This is a genomic window from Serratia sp. D1N4 (assembly GCF_054552755.1).
Genome location: NZ_CM137274.1, coordinates 4,611,414 through 4,630,874, shown reverse-complemented (window position 1 = coordinate 4,630,874; position 19,461 = coordinate 4,611,414). Strand labels below are relative to the sequence as shown.

Sequence of the window (19,461 nt, the reverse complement as noted above, 5' to 3'; positions counted from 1 at the left end):
CGGCTACTGAGCTTACTGGTAGACAACCGTAAACTGGGCGCTAGCGTTAGCGGTACCGGCAACGATGGTATTGCTGATAGCTTTGTAGCGTGCAACAAAGTCCAGTTTGTTTTGGGTGCCAGCACCTGCAACTAATGCGTAAGGCTGTGAGCTTTCGGACAGGTTGACCACGTTCTGGCTGGCATCAGACAACTGGATTGCCACACCTTCTGCGGTATCTGTACCTGTGGTCAACGCTAGCATGCTGTTATCGCCTGCAACGCTAGTACCGTCGAATTTAACGACGGCGTTGGTTGCGATTGGGCAATCTTTCAGGATCAGTTGGAATTTTGTTGGTGCTGCAGTAGAACCGGTACCTTTCAGGGCTGAAGATGACACTTTGCCCAATGTGACGGTCAGGTTTTTAGAATTAGTATCTACCACACATGCATCATCAGTCACTTCCCCTTCAAACTTAATGGTGCCATCGGCTGCTACTACGGCAGGAATAGACACAACGGAAGCCAAGAATGCTGCAGCGATAATTTTGCGGTTCATGAAAACAATCCTTTTAACTAACACATCATAATGTCGTGCAATAGCATCTGATGATGCGGTTGCATTCTATTTATCCCTTGATTAACATCTTGATCAGAAAGGCTCACTAATACTTAGTGAGCCTTTCTCGAGGTGGTCATTTTGGGCTATTTTGTATACCTTGGTTTTTTGAGCCAAAAAGAAAGCAAATGGCCCATATACTTGGAGTTAACCGCTAATTATAGGTTGTTAGGTAGCATTATATGCTTACTGGTTTTTTTATGGAAAATTTGCTGCCATAGGGGAACATGCGGGGTTTCTACGATCCAGACGTGGATACGGGCGGTTTTTAATGATTAATCTTTTGAATTTAAATGGTTTTTTAAAAATTAGTGATGTGGATCATAGGAGAGTTGACATGAAGGAATTGTGGCCATTACTATGGGCTCCAGTTTAGCCCAAAATGATCACCTGGTAATTCTTTGTTACAATTCACCAGATATTTAAAAACCGCCTCGAATTACTTGCCGTATATAGCACCGTATGACGAATGTTCCTATGCCCTAAATAATCTTGAATTAAGCGTGTATCAATTCCTTTATCCGCCAGCGCATAGCCACAAGCGTGACGTAACATATGCGGATGGGGCGCAATTGACAATGCTGATTCACGTCCATATTTGCGCATCATTTTGTAGATTTGCTGGCGGGAAAGGCGGTTGCCTTGGCGTGAAAGAAACAGCCATTCACTATCACTACCGTTGTAATTCAATCGCTTACTTAACCATTGTTGCAATGGTTTTATCTCGATTTCAAACAGCGGATGTATGGTCGAAAACCCATTTTTTAGTCGATTAATCATGATGGTTTTACCTTCCAGATCGATATCTGAGAGGCGTAACGAATTGAGTTCACTGACGCGGCAGCCATGCAGAAAACACATCCAGATCAGGCAACAATCTCTGGCGGCATGATCTCCTTCCCCAACAGCATTAATTAATCTCTTTACTTCTGATGTGGTTAAATACTTCCGACTTTTCATAAATACCCTCTCTGTAGTCATAAATTTAACTAGGGTTAACGGGGTTGGTATCAAATAAAAATACCACCGTTAAAGAAGATAGAGTGTGCTATCACCTCCATTAAAAATATTGTGCATAAAAATAACGCTCCCCAAGTTTTATTTTAATTGCAATATGTCACATCCTTGTGTGTGGTATTATACTAACCTATTAATAGGGTAGTTCTTTTTTTTGTTTTTGCACAAGGATAATTCTTGTTTACCAAGAAAAGTAAGCAATTATCGGATTATTACTAAGAAAATCACGTCTACAATGGTTAATGCTGCTTACGGGTAATCCAACGGGCTACTAAGATAATACGTGGTTTAATAAGATTATTACCGGTTTTCTTGAGAGTATTCTCATTAGAAGCTCAGTTGATAATTTTAAGCAAGTAAACGTTAGAGTAATCTGTTTTTAGATACATTTTTTTATACTTATTATTGAAAGTTATAGGGTGACTACCCTTTAACTGTGGCTATTTTAACGCAGTAGCTCATGCGGATACGGATCATTACGAGTGAGTAGATGCACAGACTTATCAAGGCGTTAGGCATCTTTCACGCTTTAGGGCTAACATATCTCGCTGTTTGAACCCTGCTTACCGGAGGGCTTGATTGCTACTGACTTACCGATTCGGTGATTTTTTATAATATTATTTAAATCAATGGATTACCTAGCTATCTTATTGTCACGTTGAATGATGATAAAACACTCATTTCATTTCTCATGGAAACTCATTAAATAAGGTAGGTTTTTTTAACGATATTCTGCGGTGTGCAATATTTATTAAGGTAACACGATTATCTGACGAGGCGGTTAAAGAGATAATTATCAGAGAGTCGACAGTATCCTACTCAGGGAGTTATCCATATCCTTTCAACTCTGTGGTAAATAGAAGTGACTGCGGTCAACGCAGTGCCTGGCGTCGCGCGGGAGGATATTCACCAAGCTGCTATAAGAACGAAGTGACCAAAGAGATGATTAATGAAAGGCGGGGATCACATAGCCAATAGAATAAGAAATAGGTGTTGCGCCGACGAACTCATAAGGATGATTTTGTCGTTGTGCTGAACAGGTGGTACTGAATGCTCAGTGGGCGCTTCTGGTGAATTGAAGAGACCGATATCAATATCAAAGGCTACTGCAAATAGTGGTATTGAGCAGCAAAAGGCAGGTTCAGCATTTAGACGGGGGACGGCTATCTCTTGTAGAGCAATGTGGCCTGTTGGTTGATCAAAAAGCAGGCTGCGCAATTTCTGCCAACTTTTTAACGTTAATACAACAAAGCCTTGTAAGTCAGGTGGTAAACCTTGAGAAAGAAAATCATTTGTCGTTCGACTCAAACTATGGAGGTGGGTATACTGCCGCAATAATCAAAGCTTGCAGGTTTAAGGTTATTTCATATTTGTAATCATAATAATATGCCCTGCAAAGTATTATTAAAGTAATGATTTCTGGCTTTTTGTTGACCTAATCTCTTGGCGCATGGTTATTCAAGCGTCGCATTATATTTCATGCCTGGTGTGGAACGGCCATAATGACTGTTGATAACAAGAATGTTACATCTGCGGCAAAACAGAGCCGCAGCAAATATGGGTTTTGGGCAGTGGGCATTATTCTGGTGATTTCTGCCGCTGCATGGGGTATTCAACGCTTTTTAATGTTGCCTCATCACGTTTCTCCTCCCAAAGAATTGGTCTGGCACAACGATCTGCAGATTGATCTGCATCACCCCGATGTGCTGATCGAAAGCGAATCCCTGAGCCGATTGCCTAAAGATCTGCTGGCGATCCCGTTTCTGCGCGACACCCTGACTGAGGATCTGGTTTTCTATTACCAGAACAATGCCGATCGTCTGGGTCTTGCCGGTAGCCTGCGGCGCATTATCTTCGAACATGAGTTAACGCTGCGCGATAACCTGCTGGAAACGCTCCTCGACCAACCAGCGAATATTGCGCTTTGGCATGATGAACGCGGCAAGCTCAATCATTTTATGGCAGTGATCAAGCTAGGTGGATTAGCGCGCCTGCTGGAGCCATTAGCCAAGGTGGCGGCGGATGATACTCAACTGGAACTGATGGATTTTGCTCCCTTCAAAGTGGGCAATGAAACGGTTTCGGTTTATCAATTACGCTACAGCGGTAATCAACGGCTGCTGTTTGCCAGCCACGGCGACAATCTGTTGCTGTTTTCCGATATCGACATGCTGTATGACCAGCAGGCTCCTTCGCAAGACTCCTCACAGATCGCCAGCGCGCTGCTGAGCGGCGGCACGCCGTGGCCGGAAAGTTTTGGCCTGAAGGCGCGCAATGCCGCTGGTGATAACACAGCGGGTGCCGATAAAACGGCCCACCGTATTGCGGTTAGCGCCAACTATCTCGGGTTTGGCTATCAGCGCTTTGTCCCGGCGTTTGCCGGTGTTCGCTTTGAGATGCAGCCGCAAGGGTGGGCAAGCTATCTGGCGCTGAACGATCCGTCAACTGCGGGCAATGCCACGTTTGATTTCAGCCCAATCTGGAAAACCATGCCGATGGGCGCCAGTTTCTGTGTGGCGCTGCCGGTTTCGCAAAGCGTGCCGGAATACCTGTTGCAGCGGGTCGATGCCATCAGTGACAACGCCAGTTCTACTGAACAGGCCGATGCACCGGCGTTGGCGATGAGCGGGATCAGCGGTTTGTGCTGGTATCCTGATTCCCATCTTTATACGCCGCTGTTTGTCAGCCGTTTGGAGAGCGCTGCGGATGCGCAGAACGATAACAAACTGGCTGGGCTGTTTGACACGGTGATCGGCGCCAGAGAGAAGCAGCCGGTGCCGGTGGTGGCAAGTAACAAAAACCAGGCCAAGCTGTGGCAGCGCGAAGTCAGTTCCCGCTACGGCCAGTATCCGCTCAGTGAATCCACGGCGCAGGAAAGTCTGGCAGGCAGTCAGTTCTTCCGCGTCAGCCTGGCGCGCCATCAGCAGACCCTGCTGTTTTCGCTGGATGACAAACTGGTGAACAAAGCTTTACAGACGCTGGATAAAAACTTCCCGCCGATCGCCGACGTATTGCCGCAGCAGGCGGTGGTTCCTGCTTATATGGCCCCGGAAGCGTTGTCTGGGTTGTTCAAACAGGAAGTGTTCGCCAGCCTGCCGAAGAACCTGGAACCCATCTTCTATAACGCGGCTCAGACCCTGCTGCTACCCAAGCTGACCGCTTTGGCCGGGCAGCAGAGTTATGCCTTGGTCCTGCCCGCTAATACCGAGATGAAAGCCTCCTGGCAGTGGTTACCGCTGAAATGGCAGGGGCTATGAGGCTTACAGCGGTATTTCTGCTGGGCATCACGCTGCTTTTTACCTGGCGAGCACAGGCTGAAGCCCAGGTTGCGCCGCTCGATCCCGAGCAATCCAGCCGGTTTCGCGCCTGGTTTGTGCGCATTGCTGAAGAGCAACTGAATCAGGGGCCGAGTGCGCGCTGGTATCAGCAGGACTGTGCCGGGCTGGTGCGGTTTGCCGCCAACGAATCGCTGAAAATTCATGACAGTAAATGGCTGCGGGCAAACGGTTTATCCAACCGTTACCTGCCGCCAGAACTGGTCATCAGCCCGCAGCAGCGCCAGTTTGCCCAGCGCTGGCAGCAAGGTGGCGGCCAGCAGGGCCCCTATGTGGATGCCATCAAGCTGATTCAATTCAATAGCCAACTGCTGGGCCGCAACCTGAATCAGGCACAGCCCGGCGATCTGCTGTTTTTTGATCAAGGCGATGAGCAGCATTTGATGATCTGGATGGGGCGCTATATCGCCTATCACACCGGAACAACTACCCCGACGGATAACGGAATGCGTGCGGTGAGCATGCAACAATTGATGAAATGGAAGGATACCCGATGGATACCCGACGAATCGAACCCCAACTTCATTGGCATTTATCGCTTGGGCTTCCTGTCACGATGAATAGATTCCTACGCCAGTGTCGCAAACTGCTGATCGGGGTAGCGCTGTTACTGCCGATGGCCCAGGTGCAGGCCGAGGGCAGCCTGCCAGCGAGTGATTACGCGATCCCCAAACAATCCTTTTTCCTGCTTTCTGACAGCAGCTTTGCCAGTGATGAAGTGGCCAAAGTGCGCCTGGAGGCGCCGGGGCGCGACTATCGTCGTTTTGAGGTGGAGCAATACGGCGGAGTAGATATCCGGCTGTACCGCATCGATCAACCGATGGAGTTCCTGAAGAAACAGAAGAACCTGCATCGCATCATGTTGGAAGGCCAGTACCAGGGGGAAGGTTTATCCAACACTCTGTCGTATCTGTGGGATAACTGGTACGGCAAATCGCGCCGTGTGATGCAACGGACCTTCTCTTTCGATACCCGCCAGGAAGTGACCAACGCATTGCCTGAGCTGAAAATGGGTGAAGCGTTAGCAGCACCGAGCAAATTCGTGGTTCAGCCCCAGTTTGCTCCGCTGAAAAACCTGCCGCTGATTAGCCAGTTCCGTTACCCGCTGTGGGATGCACTGCCGATCCAGCCGCCGGAGCAGGTCAAAATGGAAGGCTCATCCAGCCGTTTTGTTGAGCCGCTGCCGGGTAATGTTTACATCCCATTAGGCAAACTGAAACCGGGTTTATATCTGGTAGAAGCCCTGATTGGCAGCTATCGCGCAACCACGGTGGTGTTTGTGGCCAATACCGTTGCGCTAAGCAAGATCTCGGGTAACGAACTGCTGGTGTGGACGGCTAACCGCCATGACGGCCAAGCGGTGGACGGCAGCCAGATCCTGTGGAGCGACGGGCTGGGCATCTTGAACAGCGGCCAGACGGATAGCAATGGCTTGCTGAAGCTGAGCCATATTGCGCCAGAGCGTTCCTATCTGCTGGGCGAAGACCGCGAAGGCGGGGTGTTCGTTTCAGAGAACTTCTATTACGACAGCGAGATTTACGACACCAAGCTGTATGCCTTTACCGATCGCCCACTGTATCGCCCGGGTGATTGGGTCGAGGTCAAACTGCTGGGGCGCGAATTCAAGAATGCGCTCGATTCCGTGGCGATCACGCCTGCATCTGTATCCTTAACCGTACTGGATGCCAACGGTAGCGAACTACAGACCTTAAACCTGCAAATTGATGGCAAGTCGGGCGCTCAGGGGCGTTTCCAACTGCCAGAGAACGCGGTAGCGGGGGGCTATGAACTCCGTACCACTTACAACAGTCAGGTCTATAGCAGCTCATTCCGCGTGGCCAGCTACCTCAAGCCGCATTTTGAAATCTCACTGGCGATGGCGAAAACTGATTTTCGTACCAACGAGCCGGTGACCGGTGACATCGTACTGCTCTACCCCGACGGCAAACCGGTGGCTAACGCGCGCCTGGATCTTAGCCTGTATAGCCAGCAACTCTCGATGGTGAGCAACGATCTGCAATACCAGGGCAAATTCCCGGTTGCGCTGAAAACGGCGCAGTTGACCACCGATGATAAAGGCCATGCCAAGCTGGATCTGCCCGCGGTGGATAAACCGAGCCGCTATCTGCTGACTATTTTTGCCAGCGACGGAGCGGCTTATCGGGTCAAAACCACCCGTGAGATCCTGATTGAGCGCGGGGCATCGCGCTATGAGATCGCTGCGCCAAAGCGTTTTAGTCAGGCTGGCGAACAAGTGGCATTCAGCTTCCGTAATGTGCAGGGCAGCGGTGCGACGCCAACCACTTATGAGTGGTTGCGGCTGGAAGATCGTCAACTCACCACCGCACCGTTACCGGCGGCGGATCAATCCTTCACCATTGCCTTCGAGAAACCCGGCACTTACACGGTGACCCTGCGAAGTGAGCAGGGCATGATCCTCGGTGCCACCAGCCATACGGTCAGCGGCCCTGGGGAGAAAGCCGTACCGGGCAGCGTCGAGATCGTGATGGATAAAGGCCAGTATCAGGTGGGTGACGTTGCCCAGGCGTTGATCACTTTCCCTGAGCCAGTCGACCACGCGTTGCTGACGCTGGAGCGCGATAAGGTGGAGAAGATCGCACTGCTCGCCAGCGGTGCCGAGTGGATCAAAATGCAGCGCCTGAGCGATACCCAGTATCTTGCGCGCATCGCTGTGCAGGAGAATTTTGCGCCTAATCTCACGTTCTCCGTGCTGTACAGCAAGGGCGGGCAATACAGCTTCCAGAATGCCGGGATCAAAGTCGCGATGCCGAGCATTGATATTGCTATCAAAACCGATAAAGCCGTTTACCAGCCGGGTGAGACGGTGAAGGTGGCGCTGGATACCCAATTTGCCGGTAAACCGGTTGCCGCTCACCTTACCGTGAGCGTGGTGGATGAGATGATCTATGCCTTGCAGCCGGAGATCGCCCCGACTATCGAGCAGTTCTTCTATCATCCGCGGCGCAACAATGTGCGTACCAGCGCCAGCCTGTCGTTTATTGCCTACGATCTGGCGCTGCCGGGCTCGCTCACTGCGCCCGGGCGCGCTAACCGCAGCGATCGCAGCGTTAAGGTGCTAGAACGCCCGCGCCGTGAAGATGTGGATACGGCGGCCTGGCAGCCGGATATTGTCACCGATGCTAACGGCAAGGCCACCTTCAGCTTCCGGATGCCGGATTCTTTGACCCGCTGGCGGATCACCGTGCGCGCGCAGAATCCGCAGGGGCAGGTGGGGCAGAAACAGGGCTTTACCCGCTCGGAAAAACCGCTCTACCTGAAATGGAGCGGTGCAACGCAGTTCCGCCAGGGCGATCGCCCGCAGCCGGGGCTGTTTATCTTCAGTCAGGACAAGCAGCCAGCAGCGGTAGAGCTGCGCACGCGCTATGGCGATCAGACCCTGACTCAGTCGATCACCCTGCATGAAGGGGTGAACTATGTCAGCCAGCCGGTGGAAGCGGTGCATTCCGGGCGCTGGATCTCTGAGGTAGTGAAAAACGGCCAGGTGCTGGATACCCTGAGCGTTGACCTGAAAGTGCTTGAAGATAACTGGTCGGTGCCGCAGCAGCGGGATATCCGCCTGCACAGCGGCAGCAATAATCTGAATCTGCCCGCCGGAGCTTATGACGTTCGGCTGCGCATCAATGGCGATGCGCAATCGCTGTTCCGCAGTAGCCTGGACGATCTGCTCAATGAACCTTTCGGCGGCGTCATCAACACTGCCAGCCGGTTGTTGCCGCTGAGCCTGGCCTACAACATGCTGGCGAAAGAAGACACGCAGCGGGGGGATGCCCTGCGGCAGATCATGCAGAATAACCGCCAGCGTCTGATGCAGATGGCGGGGCCTGGGGCCAAGTTCACCTGGTGGGGAGAGGATGGGGATCCTGATGCCTTCCTGACCGCCTACGCCTATTACGCGGATTGGTACGCCAGCCAGGCGTTGGGCGTGGCCATTCCGGCAGAGCACTGGCAGCGCTTGCTGGATGTATATGCGCAACAGGCGGACGAAATGCCAATGCTGCATCGTGCGCTGCTGCTGTCCTTTGCGCAGGAGATGCATTTACCGGTGACCAGCATGCTGCAAGGGTTGGCAGAATCACTGCCGGATGCCACGGCGGTTGAAGGCCATGCACTGGCAGAAAACGACAGCCTGGTGATGGCCGCTCCTGATTCTAAGCTGGGGCTGGCAGTGGCACGGGTGCTGACCTATTCGCTGTTACAGCAAATTCCAGGCTACCGCTTGCAGGAGCAGGAATTACAGGCGTTAAAGCAAAGCCAGCAGTTTATCGCCTATAGCCAGCATCCGTTTGCCTATGCGGCGATCTGGCGCACCAGCGGTGCCGATGCCGAGCAGGTCGCTTGGCTGTTGCCGCAACTGCTACCTTCACAGCAGGGCCCCGAGCGCGCGTTGGCTCTGACCTGGCTGTACAATTCGCTGGGTTCTGCCGCGCAGCCGATAGAATTTAACCCGGGAGCGGGCTGGGCAGAGCTACAGGGAACCCTCGGTGAGCGTTACTGGCAATGGTCGGGCAAAGAGCCGGTACCACCGCTTGAGCTCCCGGCTGATTTGGCACAATCCATTGATGTTTCAGTTAACTTCAGCCTGCCGCTGAGCGCCACTGGTATCGATCAGGCAAAACAGCCGCTGCCGGTTGGCATCAGCCATCGCTTACTGAGGCTGGTTCCCGGCGATAAAGCCTTTGAGTTTTCGGTACTCCCGGTGGGGCCAAATGAAGCGCTGGCCAGCGATGCGCTCTATTTGGATGAGGTGACGTTAACCAGTAAAAGCGATGTGCCGCAGCGTTACATGCTGCTTGAGGTGCCATTGCCACCGGGAGCAGACGTTGAGCGCACGACTTGGGGCATCACGGTGTCTGGGTTGAGCGGTAAGAACGGCATCCCGCTGGAAAAGGCGCGCAATGAAATCGGTCAACTTTCTTATGTGGTGCCGGTTGATGAACTGGTGGAAAGCAAGGTCTTCCGTCATCTGATCCGTTTCTCACAGAAAGGGGAGTTCCTGCTGCCGCCGATCCGTTATTCACGGATGTATGCGCCGCAGGAAGCCGCAACGGAAAACAGCCGCGGCCTGAAGACCGTGACGGTGAAATAGATGTGGCGCTGGTGGTGGTTGCTGATGCTGCCTGCGGTTGCGATGGGGGCGGAACCGCGGTTGCAACTGGCGTTGCCGCAGGGGCAGGAGAATCAACTGCTGATCCTGAATCAGAGCCAGCAGCTTGCCCAGCAACCGCTGCCAGCCACGCTGACTACGCCGTTGGGCAGTATCTGGAAGCTGCTGGTGTATGCCTATCTGGTGGATACCCAACAGCATGAAGCGGATTACACCTGCAACGGCAGCCAGCCGCAGGAAGAGGTTTACTGCTGTGAGGTGGGGCAAAAGATCGGGCGCGATCGGGCCTTGGTGCAATCGTGCAGTCTCTACTTCAACCCCCAGCGGCTGCAACTGGATCCGCAGCAGTGGGCCAGCTATTGGCAATGGCTACAAAGCCCCGGCTGGTTGCAGGATCTGGCCCAGTTACAACCTGCGAAACGGGTATCGGTCGCCGAACTGCTGGGGGTTTTGGCTACGCTGCCCGGCCAACAACAGGCGCGTAATGTGTTGCTGGATGTGCTGCTGCCTGCTGATGGCAAGCTGGTGGGCGCATTAGGCAGCCGATTGCGGATAAAAACCTGGAGCTGGCATGACGAGCAGGATCCCGAGCAGCGCCAGGGCGGATTTGCGGGCTGGCTGATGGACGGCACGCCGCTATGGGGGCAAGGCCAGGGGACCAGTAAAACGGTCCTGCAAAATTATGCCAATGTGCTGAACAGCGTGCTGCCGCAGGCACAACCCGTCGATTCTCTGGGTTGCGTAGTGGTGAACATGTTTGATCGTTACCCGATCGTTGCCGTACGCCGCAGCGGTGAGCCAACGCCGGTAGAACCGGGGGCATTGCGCGGGCGCTATCAGGTTGAGTTCAGCAATGGCAATTATCAGGCGATCGAGAGCCAGGGCGAGCTTTTCCTGCGTGCGGATCCTGGTCAATTAACCCTGACGGCCCGTCTTGAGCGGGAAGAATATGTGGCTCGGGTATTGCAGCGTGAAGCGGCAGCCCAACCCGCCGAAGCGGCAAAGGCCTTGGCGGTGGCAATTCGCACTTATCTGCTGCAAAACGCCACGCGTGCAGGGGACTGCCTGCTGATCGCTGACAGTAGCGCCAGCCAGCGAGTGGCCCCGGAGCCGTCAATGGCGGCAGCACGCGAAATTGCCGCCTGGAGCGCCGATCTGGTACTGGCCGGTGCGCCGGTCACTTACCATCTTGATCAGGCCGGTAATAACCGTTTGTCGTGGCAGCAGGCGGTGTCTCAGGCCAAGCAGGGGATGCGTTATGATGCGATTTTGGCTCATGCCTATCCGCGCGCTAATTTGGGGCGCTGGGATAAGCCGGAGGCCTTATGTCAGGCGATGCCGGAAGCCGAAGCCTGGTTAGCAACTCAACAAAAGCGCTGGCGTGAAGCCCTGTACGCTCAGCCGGGTTACGCACCCGTGGGGCAGTTCACCGTATGCCGCTTGCTCTCCGGCAAGCCCCATGTTGATCGCATGTATAGCCGCATCTATGTTCGGGATCTTTACTCACTGCAAGACCGGCTGGATTTGGCTCATGAATATTTACACTTGGCCTTTGCGGCCCACCCTAGTGGTCAGGATGAAGAGTTTGTCGAGCAGCTTGCCCGCCATCTCTTGCTGGAATAGGGCTTCACTAAAGGATTTAGGATAACGCTATGATTATTCGTCGGTTATGTGGCATAGGCTCGTTACTGTTAATGGTAGTGACCCCCTCGGCGTTGGCCGAACAGCGCGTTGATATTGATACGCCGCTCGCCGGGTGGCATGACACGTCGGGCGAGGGAGCCGAGTTTTCCCAGCAGGTTAACTATCCGGCATCGTCGGTGAATTCGCCAGCGACTCAGGCAGCACAGGCGCTGATCAAGGGGCAGATTAAAGATTTCCCTAAGCCGGACAGCAAGGCCAAACAGGAACCGGGGCGGCTGATTGTCAATGGCGTCAGCATGCCGCTGAAAATTCAGGAAGATGGCAGTTTTAACCGCCCCTATATCTTCCCGCAGGGCAGCAACGGCGTTGAAGTCCGTAGCCCCGATCGGGCAGCTAAGCACCGTACCCAGTTTTATGCGCAAAGAGGTAATGGGGCGATCCCGGCGCGTTTACGCTTGGTGCTCTCATGGGATACGGATAATACCGATCTCGATCTGCATGTGGTGACTCCCGACGGTGGGCATGCCTGGTATGGCGGGCGGCAGTTAGCCAACGGCGGGGCGCTGGATGTGGATGTGACCACCGGTTACGGCCCTGAGATCTTCTCTTCACCGGCACCTGAAAGCGGCCAGTATCTGGTGTACGTCAACTACTATGGCGGCAGAGGGGAAGAGATCCTGACGACGGCGCAGCTTACTATTGTGACCGAAGAGGGCACCACCAATGAGAAACAAGAGACCGTGATTGTGCCGATGCGTAATCCTGGTGAACTGACGTTGGTAAAAAAATTCAGCTATTCGAGCCGGGGATAGGTGGGGAAGGCTCTGTAATTTAACACCCGTCCTGATAACCAAATCCCAAGCAACATAAAAAGTTAGGTGAGCACAGGTGTTGACGCCATTGAAGGCGCCGAACGGAGACACGGCGCATAGGCGAACGCGCCAGGGACGGCGCGGTCAGGCGAGACAGTCAGGGACGACTGTCGTAGCCGGCCGTCATGCGCAGTGGCGGAGTGAGACAAATCTGCCGGGAGCAGATTTGAACGCTGCTTGCAGCGGCCCCGAAGGGGCGAGGCCCAGGGATGGGCCGAGTACTAGTCGCGCAGCGACCGCCTGATATGGCAAGGGCCGGGGTGCAGGGGGCTGGCTCTTGAGCCCCCTGCTCGGTCGCGTTCACTACATTGCCAAGTGAACACAACATGTTTAGCGACCGAAATAAATACTCGTCCAACATGCGAATAAGAAATAGCCCACGAGGCCCCCTCACAAATACGCTTAACGCTGTCTGGCATCCCGATATTGCAGATAGGTGCGTTGCGTCGCGATATGGTCCGCAACGTATTTAGCGTCATGCCAGACGCCCCAAATAAAGGTTGAGCCGCGCCGTGATAGCCAAGGCAACCCTAAAAAATAGACGCCAGGCTCGCTGGAAACCCCGCGTTGATGCTGTGGCTTGCCTTGTTCATCGAAGGCGTTGACCTCAAGCCAGCCATAATCAACCGTATAGCCGGTTGCCCAGACAATCGAGGTAATGCCCGCCTCAGATAAGTTCAGCTGCAAAATCGGGTCAGTGATGCAACCTGGATCGGGTAAAATGTGGCGGGCCGTCGGCTCTTCAGGCAGATCCAACCCATTGCGGGCGATATAAGCATCTGCGGCATCCAAGAGTTCCAGGTAATTTTCATCGCCACGGGCAATATTTTCTTTGAGGTCGGCGGCGAAAGTGACGGTTCCATCCTGGAAAGAGCGTGTCAGGCCAACCAGCGTCACCCCCTCATGCGCCAGTTCGCGGAAATCAACCGTATAGCCCCCGTGAGCCCCCGTGACGGCAATCGTTACGTGCTCTTTACCCGGTTGGCTCACTGCCGCATCCCACAACCCCAGCACGCCTAACCACCAGCAGAAGTCTCGGCCACGATAAGAGCGGGGTGGGCGATCGTGCGCGCCGACGGAGAGGTACACCCGTTTTCCGGCACGCCTCAGTTCATCGGCAATCTGTACCCCGGATGAACCCGCGCCGACAATCAGCACCGCTCCTGCGGGTAATTGCTGCGGGTTGCGATAATGCGCCGAGTGAATTTGGGTGAGCTTTTCATCTTGGGGAGCAACTGCTGGGATCACCGGGCGTTGAAACGGGCCGGTGGCGGCCACCACATGGTTTGCCTCGATAATCCCCGCGCTGGTTTCAATGCTAAAGCCTGGGCGGCCAAGGTTGCGTTGCACCCGCTTTACCTCTACGCCGATGCGAATCGGCGCGTTGAATTTATCCGCATAGGCAGCAAAATAATCGGCAATCTGCTCTTTGGGCACAAAGCCATCGGGATCGATATTGGTAAACTCCATCCCCGGAAAGCGATCGTGCCAGGCGGGGCCGTTAGCCACCAGAGAGTCCCAGCGCCCAGTACGCCAGGCTTCGGCTATCCGATTTTTCTCCAACACTAAATGAGGGATGCCAAGTTTAGTCAGGTGTTCACTGATCGCGACCCCAGCCTGACCTGCCCCTACCACTAGCGTATCAATTTTGATGTTGTCTGATGTCATATCTGCATCCTTAGCCTGGTTATTCGGTTACGTGAAATAGCTTGGGCATAGGCTGGCAAGACTATGGAATAGAAAAGCAGGGGTAAAATATTATTAAACTAAGGATTGAACATAAATTAATGATGCAAGCGGCAACATTGGATTATGTGGAATAACAGGCAAGGCAGTTTTTTTATTCTCTCAGATAACAAAATTAATATTTTATCTCTCCTTCCATCAGTGCCCATTATCACGCCAATAAGAAAATACTGCCGATAATAACGGCTACCGCACTATCACAATAATAATTTTCTTAACTGGAGTTCACCATGTCCATCACTGAATCATCGCCACCGCTGATTGAAAAGCACACGATCGGCTATATTCCCCCTGAAGAGCGCCATGGCAAGGTCAGAGATTTATTCACGCTGTGGTTCGGCGGCAATATTGCTCCTTTACCTATTGTGACCGGTGCGCTTGGCATACAGCTATTTCACTTAAATCTGTTTTGGGGGGTGATCGCCATTCTGGTGGGGCACTTTATCGGTGGGGTTTTTATGGCCCTGCATTCGGCCCAGGGGCCGCAAATGGGCATTCCGCAAATGATCCAGAGCCGTGCTCAATTCGGTTCATTAGGATCGCTGCTGGTGGTGGCGATCGCCGGGGTGATGTATGTCGGTTTCTTTACCTCCAATATTGTTCTGGCGGGCAAATCCCTGCATGGCGTGGTGAGCAGCATATCGGTTCCGGTGGGGATTGTGGTGGGTGCGGTCGGTTCCTGCGTGATCGGCATTATCGGTTATCGCTTTATTCATGTGCTTAACCGCATCGGGACTTGGGTATTGGGGATCGGCATTGTGCTGGGCTTTGGCTATATTTTTACCCATATACACACCGCCGACTTTCTGACGCGCGGCAGCTTTAATATTTCCGGCTGGCTGGCCACGGTGTCGCTGGCGGCGTTATGGCAAATTGCTTTTGCGCCTTACGTTTCTGATTATTCACGTTACCTACCGGCAGACGTTTCCGTATCGGCCACCTTCTGGACCACCTATCTGGGCTCGGTATTGGGTTCGAGCCTGTCGTTTATCTTCGGTGCGGTCGCGGTGCTGGCCACGCCCATCGGCATGGACACCATGGATGCGGTGAAGCTGGCTACCGGCACCCTTGGCCCCTTAATGCTGGTGCTGTTCCTGTTGAGCGTGATTAGCCACAATGCGCTGAATCTGTATGGCGCGGTGATATCGTTGATCACGCTGGTGCAAACCTTTTCCTGGCGTTGGATCCCTACCGCCAAGAGCCGGGCGGTGTTATCCGTTATTGTTCTGTTGTGCTGCTGTATTGCCGCTATTTATTCCTCGGCAGACTTTATCGGCCATTTCGTTGATTTGGTGCTGGCTCTGCTGGTGGTATTGGTGCCCTGGACTGCTATCAATTTAATCGACTTCTACGCCATTCATAAAGGCCAATACGATATTAACTCTATTTTTCAAGCTAATGGCGGTATCTACGGTTACTTTAATCCGCAGGCATTATTAGCCTATGCCATTGGTATTCTGGTACAGATCCCATTTATGAACACGCCGTTATACGTAGGGCCAGTTTCAGCCCATATTAATGGGGCCGATCTTTCCTGGCTGGTGGGGTTAGTGGTGACGTCACCGCTGTATTACTGGATGGCAAGCCGTGATAGCAGCTATCGCCGCCAAGTGCTATCAGATTAGTTTTTACCTTGCTAAACCTAACTAAAAATATCGTTTCAGCAGCAATGCTTTTCTTGGATGATGAATGAGCGGTTTGGCGGTTTTCTATTTTATCAAAGGTCATTTATTTCATATTTTGCGTTAACAGGAGTTGTTAATGAGCAACGTTACTCATACTCGAATTCGCATGTTTAATACCAAAGAAACCTATCCTAATCAGTCATTGGATAACGATCTGTGTCAGGCGGTGCGGGCGGGAAATACCGTTTATGTCCGTGGCCAGGTGGGAACCGACTTTGCCGGTAATCTGGTGGGTTTGGGCGATCCACGTGCCCAAGCCGAGCAGGCGATGAAAAACGTGAAACAGCTGCTGGCGGAAGCGGGCAGCGATCTGTCACATATTGTCAAAACCACCACTTACCTTATTGATCCAAGATATCGTGAGCCGGTTTATCAGGAAGTGGGTAAATGGCTCAAAGGGGTATTTCCGATCTCGACCGGGATTGTGGTGGCAGCACTGGCCCAGCCGCAGTGGTTAATGGAAATCGATATTATCGCCGTGATTCCCGAAGGCTGGGAAACGAAGGAGCCGCTATGACCTTTTCTATTGCTGCACGCTGTGCAGAGACCGGGCAGCTCGGTATTGCGCTGAGTTCTTCCAGCATTGCGGTCGGCGCTCGCTGCCCTTGGTTGCAGGCTGGCGTTGGCGCGGTCTCCAGCCAGAACATTACGCTGCCGATGCTCGGCCAGCAGGTGTTGCAACAGCTGGAGCAGGGGGTGAAACCTGAACATGCGTTGGAAAACGTGCTGGCGGATAACGCGTTTAGTGAATACCGCCAAGTCATCGCCATCGACAGTGTTGGCGCAACGGCGGTATTCAGCGGAGCAAAATCATTAGGCCTCTACCATACGGCGCAGGGCATAGACTGCGTTGCGGCGGGTAACCTGCTGGCAGATATTGAGGTGATTAATGCCATGGTACGCGTATTTGAACAGGCCAGCGGCCAACTGACCGATCGCTTGCTGGCGGCGCTGCAAGCGGCAAGAGATCATGGCGGTGAGGCAGGGCCGGTACATTCTGCGGCGGTTAAGGTGGTGGGGAATTACTCCTGGCCCATCGTTGACCTGCGGGTCGACTGGGCTGATAAAGATCCGATTGCGCAACTGGATGCGCTTTGGCAGGCCTATAAACCACAGATGCAAGCCTACCTCACGCGTGCGATAGACCCCCGTGAGGCACCAAGCTATGGGGTGCCGGGCGATGAGTAATGCAGTGCGTAACCTGTTAGCCAAGTTGTTGGCTTTTGATACCACCAGCCGTGAATCCAATCTTGAGCTGATTGATTTTATTCAGGCTTATCTGGCTGACCTGGGCGTGGAAACTCAACTGTTCCTCGATGCCAGTGCAAGAAAAGCCAACTTGTACGCGCGCACCGGCCCGGCTGGCAATGGTGGGGTGATGCTGTCTGGCCATACCGACGTTGTGCCGGTCGATGGGCAGCAATGGACCGTGCCTGCGTTTGCGCTGACGCAGCAGCATGGCCGTTACTATGGCCGTGGCAGCGCCGACATGAAGGGCTTTCTGGCGTGTGTGTTAGCCTCTGTGCCTGATTTTGTTGCTCAGCCGCTGCGCATGCCGCTGCATCTGGCTTTTTCCTATGATGAAGAGGTCGGTTGCCTGGGGGTTCGCAGCCTGGTGGCCCACCTTAAAGCCTCGAAGGAGAAACCGGCGATGTGCATTGTGGGCGAACCGACGGAAATGAGGCCGGTGTACGGCCATAAAGGCAAATTGGCGATGCGCTGCCAGGTACAGGGTCATGCCTGCCACTCGGCCTATACGCCGCAGGGGGTCAATGCCATTGAGTACGCAGCCAAACTGATTAATAAATTAACCCTGCTTGGCAGCCAACTTGCCACCACGCAGAACCGCTGTTTTGATCCTCCTTACAGTACGTTGCAGGTGGGTACCATCCACGGAGGCACTGCGCTCAACATTGTGCCGCAGGGCTGTCAGTTCGATTTTGAAATTCGTCATCTGCCCGGCGTATCGGTTGATGCCGTGATGAGCGAACTGCAACAGTATGCTCAAGAGGAGCTGCTACCCGCTATGCGGCAGGTTGCGGCCAGCAGTGATATCCGCTTCCAGCCGCTTAGCCAGTACCCAGGGTTATTCACCGATCGGCAATCGGACTTTGCCCGCTGGTTGGCGCAGTGGTGCAGCAGTGATGAGTTCACCACGGTGGCCTTTGGTACCGAAGGTGGCCTGTTTGATGAAGCCGGGGTGGCTACGTTGATTTGCGGGCCCGGCAATATGGATCAGGGCCACAAACCTGATGAATACGTTAGCGCTGAGCAGTTGGATCGCTGCATGACAATGTTGGCTAACTTGCGAGCCTGGATGCGGGCTTAGAGCATGCCCGCCAGTTCGGTCTTGCAAAACTCCACGAATAACTGCGCCGGTTTGGTCAGTTGGTTGCGTGTAAGCCATGCCACGACCAGCCCGGAACCTTCCACTTCATCTTGCAGCTCTATGGTCACCAGCGGCTGACCATCGTAACTGTATTGACCATAAGGCCGCGTGACCAGAATGGCAAAGCCCAACCCTTGGCCGACCATGCCACGTACCATTTCAATGGAGGGTGAGCTAAAGACGATATTGGGTGTAATACCCATCTGCGTGAACAAATTGACGAAGTAATTGCGGCTTGGCAACACGTCCAGCAGGATCATCGGCTCAGCGGCTAACTCTGCCAGAGACACCTGCGTTTGCTGCGCGAAGCGATGGTTGGCGGGTAATAAAACATAAGGCTTTCTTGGCTCAGCCAGAATGTCCGTTGAAATATGGCTGTTCAGTTCATGGTGATATAACAGGGCAACGTCAAGATTCCCGGTAGTTAAGCTTTGCACTAATTCATGCTGCTCGCCATCGCGAATAATGGTTTCTACGCCGGGATAAAGCGTTTTAAACCCTCTAATCAGTTTCGGCAAAATTAATGGGGCGACCGTTTCAAAGCAGCCAATGTTGATTTGCCCAGAAACCATATCATTATCGGCTAACGCATTTTGCTCAAACATATGAGCCATTCTTAATAATTTTTGCGCTTTGCTGTAAAAACGCGCGCCCGAAGGAGTGAGTGAAACGCCCTGAGCATGGTGACGAATAAAGAGCTGCACCCCAAAGCTGTCTTCAAGGCCTTTTATTGCGGTGGAGATAGAAGGTTGCGCGATATACAACTTACGTGAGGCTTCTGCCACGCTCCTGCATTTGGCAGTGGTAACGAAGTATTTAAGCTGGCGTAAGGTGTAGTTAGCCATCGTTGACTCCTTGATTTCCTGTAGGGATAAACGTTACTGACGGTTAACCCGCTCCCGGTTTTTTTGGCAATCAATGCTTAACAGTTAAGCTTAATATTTTAATTAATTGTTATTTAAATGTAAAAAAGAGACCTGAAGCATAGAGTAACTCTGGCTGTTTAACAGTGAGACAGCTCAAAGAATTC

Annotated in this window: 13 protein-coding genes; 9 read left to right on the top strand and 4 right to left on the bottom strand. The window is 53.1% G+C overall.

The annotated features are described in order from the left end of the window. Positions 1-12 precede the first annotated feature (12 nt). Together ACX1CU_RS20735 and ACX1CU_RS20730 are read right to left on the bottom strand one after the other, a co-directional pair. Positions 13-537 carry a fimbrial protein gene (locus tag ACX1CU_RS20735; protein WP_459400105.1) on the bottom strand — a complete coding sequence of 175 codons (525 nt, stop codon included), beginning with the start codon at positions 535-537 and terminating at the stop codon, positions 13-15. A gap of 471 nt (positions 538-1,008) precedes the next feature. Further along, a complete protein-coding gene (locus tag ACX1CU_RS20730; RefSeq protein WP_459400104.1) occupies positions 1,009-1,557 on the bottom strand; it encodes a tyrosine-type DNA invertase in 549 nt (182 codons plus the stop codon). Between the two features lie 1,559 nt (positions 1,558-3,116). Here ACX1CU_RS20730 and ACX1CU_RS20725 point away from each other — a divergent pair. The 5 genes from ACX1CU_RS20725 to ACX1CU_RS20705 are packed head-to-tail and all read left to right on the top strand — an operon-like array spanning position 3,117 to position 12,551. Next, entirely contained in the window at positions 3,117-4,871 is a 1,755-nt protein-coding gene (locus ACX1CU_RS20725) for a DUF2138 domain-containing protein (RefSeq protein WP_459400103.1), read from the top strand. Beyond that, positions 4,868-5,509 carry a DUF1175 domain-containing protein gene (locus tag ACX1CU_RS20720; RefSeq protein WP_459400102.1) on the top strand — a complete coding sequence of 214 codons (642 nt, stop codon included), beginning with the start codon at positions 4,868-4,870 and terminating at the stop codon, positions 5,507-5,509. Before ACX1CU_RS20725 ends, ACX1CU_RS20720 begins: the two co-directional genes overlap by 4 nt. Beyond that, positions 5,443-10,077 (top strand): alpha-2-macroglobulin family protein, encoded by a 4,635-nt coding sequence (locus ACX1CU_RS20715; protein ID WP_459400101.1) that lies wholly within the window; start codon positions 5,443-5,445, stop codon positions 10,075-10,077. Before ACX1CU_RS20720 ends, ACX1CU_RS20715 begins: the two co-directional genes overlap by 67 nt. Next, the gene (locus ACX1CU_RS20710; RefSeq protein WP_459400100.1) at positions 10,078-11,718 is read left to right on the top strand and encodes a DUF2300 domain-containing protein; all 1,641 of its coding nucleotides are present in this window, start codon (positions 10,078-10,080) and stop codon (positions 11,716-11,718) included. It abuts the gene before it with no gap. 29 nt (positions 11,719-11,747) lie between these two features. Beyond that, positions 11,748-12,551 (top strand): YfaP family protein, encoded by an 804-nt coding sequence (locus ACX1CU_RS20705; RefSeq protein WP_459400099.1) that lies wholly within the window; start codon positions 11,748-11,750, stop codon positions 12,549-12,551. A gap of 462 nt (positions 12,552-13,013) precedes the next feature. Here the strand turns inward: ACX1CU_RS20705 and ACX1CU_RS20700 are convergent, their stop codons facing one another. After that, the gene (locus ACX1CU_RS20700; RefSeq protein WP_459400098.1) at positions 13,014-14,279 is read right to left on the bottom strand and encodes a flavin-containing monooxygenase; all 1,266 of its coding nucleotides are present in this window, start codon (positions 14,277-14,279) and stop codon (positions 13,014-13,016) included. Positions 14,280-14,587: 308 nt separating this feature from the next. Here ACX1CU_RS20700 and ACX1CU_RS20695 point away from each other — a divergent pair, with 308 nt between their 5' ends. The 4 genes from ACX1CU_RS20695 to argE all read left to right on the top strand — a co-directional run bounded on the left by ACX1CU_RS20695 (position 14,588) and on the right by argE (position 18,371). Further along, positions 14,588-15,982 carry a purine-cytosine permease family protein gene (locus tag ACX1CU_RS20695; RefSeq protein ID WP_459400097.1) on the top strand — a complete coding sequence of 465 codons (1,395 nt, stop codon included), beginning with the start codon at positions 14,588-14,590 and terminating at the stop codon, positions 15,980-15,982. A 136-nt stretch (positions 15,983-16,118) separates the two neighbouring features. Continuing rightward, positions 16,119-16,559 carry a RidA family protein gene (locus ACX1CU_RS20690; protein ID WP_459400096.1) on the top strand — a complete coding sequence of 147 codons (441 nt, stop codon included), beginning with the start codon at positions 16,119-16,121 and terminating at the stop codon, positions 16,557-16,559. Then, on the top strand, positions 16,556-17,230 hold the full coding sequence (locus tag ACX1CU_RS20685; RefSeq protein WP_459400095.1) for a DUF1028 domain-containing protein: 675 nt from the start codon (positions 16,556-16,558) through the stop codon (positions 17,228-17,230). The genes ACX1CU_RS20690 and ACX1CU_RS20685 overlap by 4 nt, the downstream gene beginning before the upstream one ends. Beyond that, a complete protein-coding gene (gene argE / locus ACX1CU_RS20680) occupies positions 17,223-18,371 on the top strand; it encodes an acetylornithine deacetylase (RefSeq protein ID WP_459400094.1) in 1,149 nt (382 codons plus the stop codon). The genes ACX1CU_RS20685 and argE overlap by 8 nt, the downstream gene beginning before the upstream one ends. On the opposite strand, the gene ACX1CU_RS20675 is transcribed toward argE, so the two are convergent. Continuing rightward, on the bottom strand, positions 18,368-19,276 hold the full coding sequence (locus tag ACX1CU_RS20675) for a LysR family transcriptional regulator (protein ID WP_459400093.1): 909 nt from the start codon (positions 19,274-19,276) through the stop codon (positions 18,368-18,370). The two genes, argE and ACX1CU_RS20675, sit on opposite strands and share 4 nt — an antisense overlap. Positions 19,277-19,461: the final 185 nt, after the last annotated feature.

Coding starts and splice junctions, on each gene's coding strand:
- ACX1CU_RS20705 (WP_459400099.1), top strand. CDS start 11,748: ATGATTATTCGTCGGTTATGTGGCATAGGCTCGTTACTGTTAATGGTA.
- argE (WP_459400094.1), top strand. CDS start 17,223: ATGAGTAATGCAGTGCGTAACCTGTTAGCCAAGTTGTTGGCTTTTGAT.
- ACX1CU_RS20730 (WP_459400104.1), bottom strand. CDS start 1,557: ATGAAAAGTCGGAAGTATTTAACCACATCAGAAGTAAAGAGATTAATT.
- ACX1CU_RS20685 (WP_459400095.1), top strand. CDS start 16,556: ATGACCTTTTCTATTGCTGCACGCTGTGCAGAGACCGGGCAGCTCGGT.
- ACX1CU_RS20710 (WP_459400100.1), top strand. CDS start 10,078: ATGTGGCGCTGGTGGTGGTTGCTGATGCTGCCTGCGGTTGCGATGGGG.
- ACX1CU_RS20700 (WP_459400098.1), bottom strand. CDS start 14,279: ATGACATCAGACAACATCAAAATTGATACGCTAGTGGTAGGGGCAGGT.
- ACX1CU_RS20715 (WP_459400101.1), top strand. CDS start 5,443: ATGGATACCCGACGAATCGAACCCCAACTTCATTGGCATTTATCGCTT.
- ACX1CU_RS20695 (WP_459400097.1), top strand. CDS start 14,588: ATGTCCATCACTGAATCATCGCCACCGCTGATTGAAAAGCACACGATC.
- ACX1CU_RS20735 (WP_459400105.1), bottom strand. CDS start 537: ATGAACCGCAAAATTATCGCTGCAGCATTCTTGGCTTCCGTTGTGTCT.
- ACX1CU_RS20725 (WP_459400103.1), top strand. CDS start 3,117: ATGACTGTTGATAACAAGAATGTTACATCTGCGGCAAAACAGAGCCGC.
- ACX1CU_RS20720 (WP_459400102.1), top strand. CDS start 4,868: ATGAGGCTTACAGCGGTATTTCTGCTGGGCATCACGCTGCTTTTTACC.
- ACX1CU_RS20690 (WP_459400096.1), top strand. CDS start 16,119: ATGAGCAACGTTACTCATACTCGAATTCGCATGTTTAATACCAAAGAA.
- ACX1CU_RS20675 (WP_459400093.1), bottom strand. CDS start 19,276: ATGGCTAACTACACCTTACGCCAGCTTAAATACTTCGTTACCACTGCC.